At 40.5% G+C, this 10084-nt stretch carries 6 protein-coding genes, 17 tRNA genes, 1 rRNA gene and 2 pseudogenes; 2 read left to right on the forward strand and 24 right to left on the reverse strand.

Translation table 11 applies throughout. From position 1 onward, the window contains the following. Positions 1 to 44 precede the first annotated feature (44 nt). From pnuC to FJR77_RS06620, 6 genes and pseudogenes are all read right to left on the reverse strand, one after another. The gene (gene pnuC, locus FJR77_RS06595; protein WP_181146612.1) at positions 45 to 851 is read right to left on the reverse strand and encodes a nicotinamide riboside transporter PnuC; all 807 of its coding nucleotides are present in this window, start codon (positions 849 to 851) and stop codon (positions 45 to 47) included. 342 nt (positions 852 to 1193) lie between these two features. Further along, positions 1194 to 2714 (reverse strand): ABC transporter permease/substrate-binding protein, encoded by a 1521-nt coding sequence (locus FJR77_RS06600; protein ID WP_140833875.1) that lies wholly within the window; start codon positions 2712 to 2714, stop codon positions 1194 to 1196. Further along, on the reverse strand, positions 2707 to 3435 hold the full coding sequence (locus tag FJR77_RS06605) for an ATP-binding cassette domain-containing protein (RefSeq protein ID WP_140833878.1): 729 nt from the start codon (positions 3433 to 3435) through the stop codon (positions 2707 to 2709). The genes FJR77_RS06600 and FJR77_RS06605 overlap by 8 nt, the downstream gene beginning before the upstream one ends. A gap of 14 nt (positions 3436 to 3449) precedes the next feature. Then, positions 3450 to 3641 (reverse strand): annotated as a pseudogene (locus FJR77_RS06610) (nuclear transport factor 2 family protein); the annotation flags it as partial. A 34-nt stretch (positions 3642 to 3675) separates the two neighbouring features. Continuing rightward, entirely contained in the window at positions 3676 to 4119 is a 444-nt protein-coding gene (locus FJR77_RS06615) for a MarR family winged helix-turn-helix transcriptional regulator (RefSeq protein WP_140833882.1), read from the reverse strand. 145 nt (positions 4120 to 4264) lie between these two features. Further along, entirely contained in the window at positions 4265 to 5458 is a 1194-nt protein-coding gene (locus FJR77_RS06620; RefSeq protein ID WP_140833884.1) for an O-antigen ligase family protein, read from the reverse strand. A gap of 283 nt (positions 5459 to 5741) precedes the next feature. Between FJR77_RS06620 and birA the strand changes: the two genes are divergently transcribed. Continuing rightward, positions 5742 to 6677 carry a bifunctional biotin--[acetyl-CoA-carboxylase] ligase/biotin operon repressor BirA gene (gene birA / locus FJR77_RS06625; RefSeq protein ID WP_140833887.1) on the forward strand — a complete coding sequence of 312 codons (936 nt, stop codon included), beginning with the start codon at positions 5742 to 5744 and terminating at the stop codon, positions 6675 to 6677. Between the two features lie 273 nt (positions 6678 to 6950). Further along, a pseudogene (locus FJR77_RS06630) lies at positions 6951 to 8217 on the forward strand (ISL3 family transposase). Between the two features lie 232 nt (positions 8218 to 8449). Here FJR77_RS06630 and FJR77_RS06635 read toward each other — a convergent pair. The 18 genes from FJR77_RS06635 to rrf all read right to left on the reverse strand — a co-directional run bounded on the left by FJR77_RS06635 (position 8450) and on the right by rrf (position 10074). After that, a tRNA-Ser gene (locus FJR77_RS06635) sits at positions 8450 to 8537 on the reverse strand. Between the two features lie 6 nt (positions 8538 to 8543). Next, positions 8544 to 8617, reverse strand: a tRNA-Ile gene (locus FJR77_RS06640). Between the two features lie 34 nt (positions 8618 to 8651). Next, a tRNA-Gly gene (locus FJR77_RS06645) sits at positions 8652 to 8722 on the reverse strand. 20 nt (positions 8723 to 8742) lie between these two features. Beyond that, positions 8743 to 8815, reverse strand: a tRNA-Phe gene (locus tag FJR77_RS06650). A 3-nt stretch (positions 8816 to 8818) separates the two neighbouring features. Next, positions 8819 to 8892: transfer RNA gene (locus FJR77_RS06655), tRNA-Met, on the reverse strand. 10 nt (positions 8893 to 8902) lie between these two features. After that, positions 8903 to 8992, reverse strand: a tRNA-Ser gene (locus tag FJR77_RS06660). 12 nt (positions 8993 to 9004) lie between these two features. Beyond that, a tRNA-Ile gene (locus FJR77_RS06665) sits at positions 9005 to 9078 on the reverse strand. 13 nt (positions 9079 to 9091) lie between these two features. Next, positions 9092 to 9165 (reverse strand) — tRNA-Met (locus FJR77_RS06670). 5 nt (positions 9166 to 9170) lie between these two features. Then, positions 9171 to 9244, reverse strand: a tRNA-Pro gene (locus tag FJR77_RS06675). Between the two features lie 15 nt (positions 9245 to 9259). Next, positions 9260 to 9333: transfer RNA gene (locus FJR77_RS06680), tRNA-Arg, on the reverse strand. A gap of 11 nt (positions 9334 to 9344) precedes the next feature. Next, a tRNA-Leu gene (locus FJR77_RS06685) sits at positions 9345 to 9430 on the reverse strand. 7 nt (positions 9431 to 9437) lie between these two features. Continuing rightward, positions 9438 to 9509, reverse strand: a tRNA-Gly gene (locus FJR77_RS06690). A gap of 22 nt (positions 9510 to 9531) precedes the next feature. Continuing rightward, positions 9532 to 9604, reverse strand: a tRNA-Thr gene (locus FJR77_RS06695). 18 nt (positions 9605 to 9622) lie between these two features. Beyond that, positions 9623 to 9704, reverse strand: a tRNA-Leu gene (locus FJR77_RS06700). Positions 9705 to 9709: 5 nt separating this feature from the next. Then, a tRNA-Lys gene (locus FJR77_RS06705) sits at positions 9710 to 9782 on the reverse strand. 24 nt (positions 9783 to 9806) lie between these two features. Further along, positions 9807 to 9879 (reverse strand) — tRNA-Asp (locus tag FJR77_RS06710). Between the two features lie 2 nt (positions 9880 to 9881). Next, positions 9882 to 9954: transfer RNA gene (locus FJR77_RS06715), tRNA-Val, on the reverse strand. Positions 9955 to 9958: 4 nt separating this feature from the next. Then, positions 9959 to 10074, reverse strand: a 5S ribosomal RNA gene (rrf, locus tag FJR77_RS06720). Positions 10075 to 10084: the final 10 nt, after the last annotated feature.

Below are 10084 nucleotides of genomic sequence, written 5' to 3' on the forward strand. Positions count from 1 at the left end.
TGTTTTATCCCAAAACTTAAAATAGCACTTTCAAACATCTTTTCCTAGTTAGGTAAGTCAGTATTCTGCTTAGCAGCCTTGCTCCATTGATACCAACCAACTATACTGTTGATGAGATAAATCAGGTATTTCCCTTGAATTTGCAGGCTTTCTCCCCACCAGAGATAGATTGAAAAGACATTGGTAGCTGCCCAGAATATCCACTGTTCACGGTAAACAGCTGTCATGAGGATTTGCCCTACCTCATTGGTCGCATCTGTGATTGAATCACGATAGGGACGATTGGCACCAATAGACTGATAAATAAAGCCAAAGGTCAACCACCAAAGAACACTAATGGAAAGATACTTTGTCCAGCCCTTGCCGTCCAGTTTACGCGTGACAAACTCCTGCTTTTCCTTCTTAAACTGTGCCTGATAAATCCAAACTAGAAGTCCAATCGGTTGCATAACTGTGAAGTAAAGTGTCGTCAGTACCTCACCATAAAAGCCTTTCTGTAGTACCAAAATAAGGTAAATAACAGAGTTAATCAAGCCAAAAAGATAATTACTTGCTCGACCTTCCGATACAAAGATAACACAGATAATCCCTGTCAAGCTACAAATCATCCCAATCCAGTCAACAATACGGTGTTCATAAATCAATTCTAGCCAGAGAGGAAAACTTCCTAAAACCAGCAAATACAACCACTGGGCAAAACTACGATGGGCAAAGAGGTCATCCCAGATAGCCTTCATAGTTCCTGAAAATCCTAAATCAACCATAGCCGTAACCATACGACGGTAACCACCTGACATTTCACCTAGGGTTGTTTTGATATTTTCAATTTTCTTTTGCAAATAAGTATGCATCATTTCTCCTTTTGTTTTTAAAGAGCCGTATCTGGATAGACTTTCGGACGCAACGCCCTATTATATAATGAACTGTCTATACACAAGATTTCCAGCCTTAGTCGACATGAGCTGAAAACCCTTATTTGTTAAGTAATTCACAACACATTATACACCTATTTTATGAATATCTAAGTGTCTTTACAGTAAAATTTGCAAATTCCTGAAAATTTTCTCTTTCTTTCCATTTTAAGTGACATTCAATAACCCTAAAATCAAAAAGCCCAGACGAAATTGTCTGAGCATTCTTTTATCTAGTCGTTTAAGGAAGTTTAGTTCAGTATGTTTAAAGTCTATGCCCCATCATTTCTTCAACAAACCTTGTTCTTGGAGAAATTCCTTGGCTACTTGTTCTGCTGACTTGCCTTCAACACCGACTTGGTAGTTGAGCTGGCTCATCTGGCTTTCTGTAATCTTACCAGCCAATTTATTAAGAACTCTTTCCAACTCTGGATGTTTCTTGAGAAGAGCTTCTTTCATGAGTGGAGCCCCTTGATAAGGTGGGAAGAGTTGCTTGTCATCTTCCAAGACCTGTAAATCATAACGCTCCAATTCCGCATCAGTCGAATAGGCATCCGTGATTTGAATATCACCTGACTGAATTGCCTGATAGCGAAGGGCTGGCTCCATGGTTGCCACATTGAGATTGAGACCATACATTGATTGCAAGCCCTTATTTCCATCTTCACGGTCATTAAACTCAAGTGTAAAGCCTGCCTTCAACTGCCCTTCCACTTTTTTCAAGTCCGAAATAGTCTTCAAGCCATATTCTTGAGCAATTTTTTTCGGAACAGCTACAGCATAGGTATTTTGATAAGACATGGGGTTGAGATAAGCTAGATGATCCTGTTTGGCAATGCCATCACGCGCTACCTGATAAACCTGCTCTGGCTCATGACTCACTTTCGGTGATGGCTGAAGTAAACTTTCAGTCACCGTACCGGTAAATTCAGGATAAATATCAATATCGCCTTTTTTCAGAGCTTCATAGAGAAAGCTTGTTTTCCCAAAATTCGGTTTAACAGTCGCAGTCATACTGGTATTTTCTTCAATTAGCAACTTATACATATTGGCCAAAATTTCTGGTTCTGGCCCCAATTTCCCAGCAATGATCAGGTTCTCTTTCTCTTTTTGAGCCAAGAGAGCTGGACTATAAGATAGACCGAGCAATATTGCCATCAAGGCAAAACCAGAAAAAATCGTCCGCAATTTTGCTTTTTCCATCACTTTTAGTAGGAAGTTAAAGGCAATGGCTAGCACTGCAGAAGAAAGTGCCCCAATCAAAATCAGACTGGCATTATTACGGTCAATTCCCAAAAGGATAAAGGAACCCAGTCCCCCTGCACCAATCAAGGCCGCCAAGGTTGCCGTACCGATAACCAATACTGCTGCTGTCCGAATCCCAGACATGATAACAGGCATGGCAAGTGGAATTTCAAACTTCTTGAGACGCTCCCACCTAGTCATCCCAAAGGCAATCCCAGCCTCTTGCAGACTTGGATCAATTCCCTTGAGCCCAGTGATGGTATTTTGTAAAATCGGAAAGATCGCATAAATCACTAAAGCTGTCAAAGCCGGCAAGGTTCCAATTCCCATCAAGGGGATAAAGAGTCCCAACAAGGCCAGTGACGGGATAGTCTGGAAAATCCCTGCAATCTGCAAGACCCAGTCGGCCAACTTCTCATGATAGCGAAGAGAAACAGCCAAGGGAATCGCGATAAAAATAGCTAGTAACAAGGTCAACAGTGACAACTGCAAATGTTGAGATAGGGCTGTCACCCAATCACTAAAACGATCCTGAAAAGTTGCAATTAAATTAGTCATGAACACTACCTCCAAACAAGTCTGCTACAAAGTCTGTGGCAGGCGCTTTTAAAATGGTCTCGGGATTCGCTACCTGGCGAATCTCTCCATCCTGCAAGACAGCAATACGATCCGCCAATTTCAAGGCTTCATCCGTATCATGGGTTACAAAAATCGTTGTCATCCCAAACTCTTTATGCAATTCTTTAGTCAGAACCTGCAACTGTTTGCGAGAAATAGCATCCAAGGCTGAAAAAGGTTCATCCATGAGGAGAATCTTAGGCTGACCAATCATAGCCCGTACAATTCCAACACGCTGTTGCTCCCCACCAGATAATTCACTAGGCAAACGATGCCCATACTCAGCTACTGGCAAGCCAACCTTAGCCAAAAGCTCTTCAGTTTTCTTAGCAATTTCTTCCTTAGTCCATCCCTTCATCTCAGGAATCAGGGCAATGTTTTCCGCGACCGTTAGATTAGGAAAGAGAGAAATGGCCTGTAAAACATAGCCAGTAGAGAGACGAAGCTCACGCTCATCATAGTCTTTGATGCGCTTGCCATCCATATAAATATTTCCATCAGTCGGTTCCAAGAGACGGTTAATCATCTTAATCATAGTCGTCTTACCTGAGCCAGATGGACCAACTAAAACCATGAACTCCCCATTCTCAATCCGTAAATTGACATCTCTCAAGACATCTTTTTCTGTGTAACGTAAAGCTACATTCTTGTATTCAATCATTCTGTATCCTCAATTTAAAACTTCCCTCGATTGGTCAAGTCTTCTACCTTAGGCATAACTTCTTTATTATTCCAATGCTCCACAATTTTCCCGTTTTCTAGACGGAGGATATCGTACTGGGCATAAGCAACTCCATCAATCTGAGTCTGACCATAGCTAACCACATAGTTTCCTTGTCCTAATAGTTGGAAAACAAAGTCGAAAGTGGCCTTTACTTAAAAACAGCTAATTTGCTCCATTTTAATCCTCATTTGCCTTCTCTTTCAGATTAGCCAAAATTCTTTCTTGAAAGGCTTCAAACTGACGAATTTCTTCCTCTGAAAATCCTTTGTAAAAAATCGTATCCAATCTCTGACTGACACGATGTCCCACTTCTTTCTGGGACTTGCCTAACTCAGTTAACACTAAATACTTCTTACGCTTGTCTTTCCCACACGGACTAACAATTACAAGCTTTTGTTCCTCTAGCTTTTTTATCATAGTCGTCAGCGTATTATTCGCAAGCCCAGTCGCAAGCGCGATATCTGTCGCAGTTGCGCAGCCAGTTTCACTATTCCATAAAACCGCTAAAATCTTACCCTGTTCACCCCTATAAAGAGCCTCAGGATCTTGGCTCAGTAACTTCTGAAAAATCCGCCCATTCAACAAACGAATATGATGGGCTACCAAATGACTATCTTTCATGGCACCTCCAATTTATTTCTATATCGATATGAATAAAAAATATTATAATATTTATTATTTTAATTGTCAACTATTTCGATTTAGAAATAATTTTTCCCTGTAAAAAAATCTCCTACACAAGGTAGAAGATTGTAATCTTATATACTTAATCCGTCATGTCCGATACCAACGCTCGATGCTCCAACGGAATACTGCACATAACTAGCAAGAAAATGAAGCCTGACTGGATCCAGAAGAGAGCTAAGTCAAAGATTCCGTGTACAGCAACCACGGTAAGGAAAGATAGATAAAGACCGATAATCGGACGTTTCCCCGACTCCTGACTCATATCCATCATCAAGCGAACAGGAGCAACAGAAGACAAAACTAATAAAATAGTCCCCACAATTCCGTAACTCAGAATCGTATCAATATAAAGGCTGTGAGCATGTTCATGATAAGGAGCGTGTATCCGAGGATAAGAGTGCATATAGGTTAATGGCCCTTCACCCCAAAAAGGATTTTGTTTAAACAAGGCCATCCCAGCATCCCAGATAGAAATTCGTTCTTCCATAGAGGAATCTAAAGTTCCCATCCGAACTCCCAAATCACTGGAAAAGAGGAAACTCAAGCCAATCGCAAAGACCCCTATACTAAGCCAAAAGGCCTTCCAGTTTTTAATGGTCGTAAAGAGATAAATAATGGCTCCAGCGATAATAGCAGGAAAGGCAGTTCGATTTTGCGTAAAGTTCAAACCAAAGAGATTCACAAAGCCTGCAAACACACAGAATACTTTCAACCAATTCAACTTGGTCGTTGTAAACAGATAGAAAGCAATCATGATACAGAAACAACAAATAATTCCATAATAATTAGGATTAAAGAAGGTCACTTCTGCACGATTCTGATGCCACACCTGCATATTGGGTGAAAGAAAAGCATAGTTGAATTTCTTCACAATTTGGAAATGTTCTAAACTCGCAAAAGCAGCTGACAAGACGCTACCAAACAAGACGAACTGCAAAATCAATCGAAAGAATTTATGTGATAAAATCGACTGATAGTGCAAAAAGAAAACAGTAAATAGAAACATTCCTACTGAAGCAACAACTCCCATCCAATTTTGTGCAAAAACGGATATAACAGTACTATAGCCAAGAAAAAGAAGCAGCATCGGATGCTCTCCCATTTTCTGAAGAATACTTTTCATGTCTCCTGTGAAAATTAAACTGATAATATATAAACAGAATACAACTACAAAAAGATAAAAGGGTAAAAAGATACTCAGGATAATTCCCAATAAAATCAGCTCTTTACTAGACAACCCTTTCAGCTTTTCAATAAAGCCTATTGATTTCAAAATGAATCCTTTCTCTCCAAATCAACTGATTCAGATAATAGTAAGCTACCCTTTATTGTACCACTTTTTTAGCAATTTGAAAACAAAGGAAACGTTTACTAGGTAAAAAAGGGAGCAAAAATACTGGGATTTCAAAACTCAATCATTAGTACTACATTTACTCCAAGAAAATCATACCGTAAAGACTAGGCATATGTTAAAATAGTAGTAATAAAATATAGATTAGGCGCAACTATCCAAACTAGATTCAAATCATATACTATTCTTAAAGAAAGGCAACACTATGAAATCCTACCAAGCTGTCTACCAAATCCTATCTAAAGAAACCGACTATATCAGCGGAGAAAAAATTGCAGAAGAACTATCCCTAAGCCGAACATCAATTTGGAAAGCCATCAAGCGACTAGAACAAGAAGGCATTGAAATTGATAGTATCAAAAACAAAGGATATAAACTGATGAATGGTGACCTTATTCTTCCAGAGATTCTAGAAAAAAATCTTCCAATTAATGTCAGTTTTAAACCAGAAACAAAATCGACACAACTAGATGCAAAAGAAGCAATTGATTTAGGGAATGAAGCAAATACTCTCTACCTAGCTTCCTATCAAACAGCTGGCCGAGGCCGTTTTCAACGTTCTTTCTACTCCCCACAAGGGGGCATTTATATGACACTCCATCTTAAACCAAATCTCCCCTATGACAAATTACCATCCTACACACTACTTGTAGCAGGAGCTGTCTACAAAGCCATTAAGAACCTAACTTTAATAGATATCGACATAAAATGGGTCAATGATATCTACCTAAACAATCATAAAATTGGAGGAATCCTTACTGAGGCAATGACCTCTGTAGAAACTGGCTTAGTCACAGATATCATTATTGGAGTAGGAATCAACTTTACTATTAAAGACTTCCCCCAGGAATTAAAAGAAAAAGCTGCTAGTCTATTTAAAGCACCAGCACCTATAACCAGAAATGAATTAATTATAGAGATATGGCGTGCTTTCTTCGAAACACCAGCAGAAGAGCTATTATACCTATATAAAAAACAGTCCTTCGTTCTAGGAAAAGAAGTGACTTTTACACTAGAACAGAAAGACTACAAGGGGCTTGCTAAAGATATCTCTGAAAGTGGAAAACTTTTAGTTCAATGTGATAACGGAAAAGAAATCTGGCTAAATAGCGGAGAAATTTCACTAAAGAGTTGGAAGTAGTAATAAACAAGCACAACCATAAAATCGACAATATGTAGTTGATTGAAGTTAGATTATTACATAGTGACTGCTAAAACATTTCTAGAATTTAATTTGATTTTCCTAATCGATTTGTTCATATCTTATTTCAATCTACTATAGTTGACAAAGAAGCTCTATAATTTCTGTAGTGGGTAAATCCCCTATGGATATTATGGAGCCTATTTTGTGTAGAAAAAAAGTCCCATAAGATCTATAATGAAAAGCAACCAAACCATCATTAGAAAGAATCATATGGAACAATTATGTTTTATCACAAAACTACTCGATATCAAAGACCCCAATATCCAAATTATGGATATCGTTAATAGGGATTCACACAAGGAAATCATCGCTAAACTGAATTATGAGGCTCCACCTTGTCCTGATTGTGGTAGTTTGATGAAGAAGTATGACTTTCAAAAACCGTCTAAGATTCCTTACCTTGAAACAACTGGTATGGCTACTAGAATCCTACTTAAAAAGCGCCGTTTTAAGTGCTCTATCATTGCTCTAAAATGATGGTAGCTGAGACTTCTCTCGTCAAGAAGAATCACCAAATCCCTCGTATCATCAATCAAAAGATTGCTCAAAAGTTGATTGAAAAAACTTCTATGACCGACATTGCTCATCAGCTGGCCATTTCAACTTCAACTGTTATTCGCAAACTCAATGACTTCCGTTTTAAGCATGATCTTTCTTGTCTTCCTGAAATTATATCCTGGGATGAGTACGCTTTTACAAAGGGAAAGATTAGTTTCATTGCGCAAGATTTTGAAAAGCTCAATATCATTACTGTTCTTGAAGGGAGAACACAAGCTATCATCCGGAATCACTTTCTGCGCTACGATAGAGCCGTTCGTTCTCAGGTGAAAATCATTACTATGGATATATTTAGTCCCTACTATGACTTGGCTAAACAGCTTTTTCCGTGTGCAAAATTGTACTTGATCGCTTTCACATTGTTCAACATCTAAGTCGTGCCATGAGTCGTGTGCGTGTCCAAATCATGAATCAGTTTGAGCGAAAATCCCATGAATACAAGGCTATCAAGCGCTACTGAAAACTCATTCAACAGGATAGCCGTAAACTGAGTGATAAGCGATTTTATCGCCCTACTTTTCGTATGCACTTAACTAATAAAGAGATTCTAGACAAGCTTTTGAACTATTCAGAAGACTTGAAACATCACTATCATCACTATCAGCTCTTGCTTTGTCACTTTCAGAATAAGGATCCGGAGAAATTTTTCGGGCTCATTGACGATAATCTAAAGAAGGTTCATTCTCTTTTTCAGACTGTCTTTAAAACCTTTCTCAAGGAAAAAGAGAAGATCGCCAACGCCCTTCAACTACCCTATTCCAACGCCAAACTGGAAGCCACCAATAATCTTATCAAACTTATCAAGCGCAATGCTTTTGGTTTTCGAAACTTCGAAAGCTTCAAAAAACGGATTTTTATCGCTCTGAACATCAAAAAAGAAAGGACGAATTTTGTCCTTTCTCGAGATTATACTCAATAAAAATCAAAAAGCAAACTAGGAAACTAGCCGCAGGCTGTACTTGAGTACGGCAAAGTAACGTTTACACGGTTTGAATTTGATTTTTGAAGAGTATTAGCTTTTCTTCAACCCACTACAGTTGACAAAGAGCCAAAAAACTTCAGATAAGTAATACAATTAAGTTTTACAAATCTGAAATTATTATTCTACTATTCTTAAAATACAAAAAGAGAGATATAAACTCTCAATAAAACGGAGAATAAGGGATTCGAACCCTTGCGCCAGTTACCCGACCTAACGATTTAGCAAACCGTCCTCTTCAGCCTCTTGAGTAATTCTCCTATTAATGGGCACGAGTGGACTCGAACCACCGACCTCACGCTTATCAGGCGTGCGCTCTAACCACCTGAGCTACGCGCCCAAGTTAAAAACTTGGTAATTTGAACAAAGTTCAAAGCGGGTGACGAGAATCGAACTCGCGACAACAGCTTGGAAGGCTGTAGTTTTACCACTAAACTACACCCGCATACATGCTATAAGTAAAAATGGCGCGAGACGGAATCGAACCGCCGACACATGGAGCTTCAATCCATTGCTCTACCAACTGAGCTACCGAGCCTTATTGCGGGAGCAGGATTTGAACCTACGACCTTCGGGTTATGAGCCCGACGAGCTACCGAGCTGCTCCATCCCGCGTTAATAAAAAAGGAGGATGTGGGATTCGAACCCACGCACGCTTTTACACGCCTGACGGTTTTCAAGACCGTTCCCTTCAGCCGGACTTGGGTAATCCTCCATACTATTCAAATGGACCTTGTAGGACTTGAACCTACGACCACTCGGTTATGAGCCGAGAGCTCTAACCAGCTGAGCTAAAGGTCCAACAAGATCATTATAGCGGCGAAGGGGATCGAACCCCCGACCTCCCGGGTATGAACCGGACGCTCTAGCCAGCTGAGCTACACCGCCATGAATCGGGAAGACAGGATTCGAACCTGCGACACCTTGGTCCCAAACCAAGTACTCTACCAAGCTGAGCTACTTCCCGAGTTAAATAGAAAAATGCACCCTAGAGGAGTCGAACCTCTAACCGCCTGATTCGTAGTCAGGTACTCTATCCAGTTGAGCTAAGGGTGCTCATTATATTATGCCGAGGACCGGAATCGAACCGGTACGATCGTTACCAATCGCAGGATTTTAAGTCCTGTGCGTCTGCCAGTTCCGCCACCCCGGCCTCTCTAAGCGAACGACGGGATTCGAACCCGCGACCCCCACCTTGGCAAGGTGGTGTTCTACCACTGAACTACGTTCGCACTATTTTCTTCTATCTAAAAATGCCGGCTACATGACTTGAACACGCGACCCTCTGATTACAAATCAGATGCTCTACCAACTGAGCTAAGCCGGCTCATTTATTATATCTTAATGCGGGTTAAGGGACTTGAACCCCCACGCCGTTAAGCGCCAGATCCTAAATCTGGTGCGTCTGCCAATTCCGCCAAACCCGCAGATATGACCCGTACTGGGCTCGAACCAGTGACCCATTGATTAAAAGTCAATTGCTCTACCAACTGAGCTAACGAGTCTAAAATAACTTTCGTTATCTTAAACGGTCCCGACGGGAATCGAACCCGCGATCTTCGCCGTGACAGGGCGACGTGATAACCGCTACACTACGGGACCTATGGGAGTTAACGGGATCGAACCGCTGACCCTCTGCTTGTAAGGCAGATGCTCTCCCAGCTGAGCTAAACTCCCTAGAGCTAAGCGACTTCCATATCTCACAGGGGGCAACCCCCAACTACTTCCGGCGTTCTAGGGCTTAACTTCTGTGTTCGGCATGGGTACAGGTGTATCTCCTAGGCTATCGTCACTTAACTCTGAGTAA

The sequence above is a fragment of the Streptococcus shenyangsis genome (assembly GCF_006385785.1).
Taxonomy (GTDB): domain Bacteria; phylum Bacillota; class Bacilli; order Lactobacillales; family Streptococcaceae; genus Streptococcus; species Streptococcus shenyangsis.

Excerpts from the sequence above, each read along its gene's own strand:
- FJR77_RS06600 (WP_140833875.1), bottom strand. The coding sequence starts at position 2,714 with ATGACTAATTTAATTGCAACTTTTCAGGATCGTTTTAGTGATTGGGTG.
- FJR77_RS06605 (WP_140833878.1), bottom strand. The coding sequence starts at position 3,435 with ATGATTGAATACAAGAATGTAGCTTTACGTTACACAGAAAAAGATGTC.
- pnuC (WP_181146612.1), bottom strand. The coding sequence starts at position 851 with ATGCATACTTATTTGCAAAAGAAAATTGAAAATATCAAAACAACCCTA.
- birA (WP_140833887.1), top strand. The coding sequence starts at position 5,742 with ATGAAATCCTACCAAGCTGTCTACCAAATCCTATCTAAAGAAACCGAC.
- FJR77_RS06615 (WP_140833882.1), bottom strand. The coding sequence starts at position 4,119 with ATGAAAGATAGTCATTTGGTAGCCCATCATATTCGTTTGTTGAATGGG.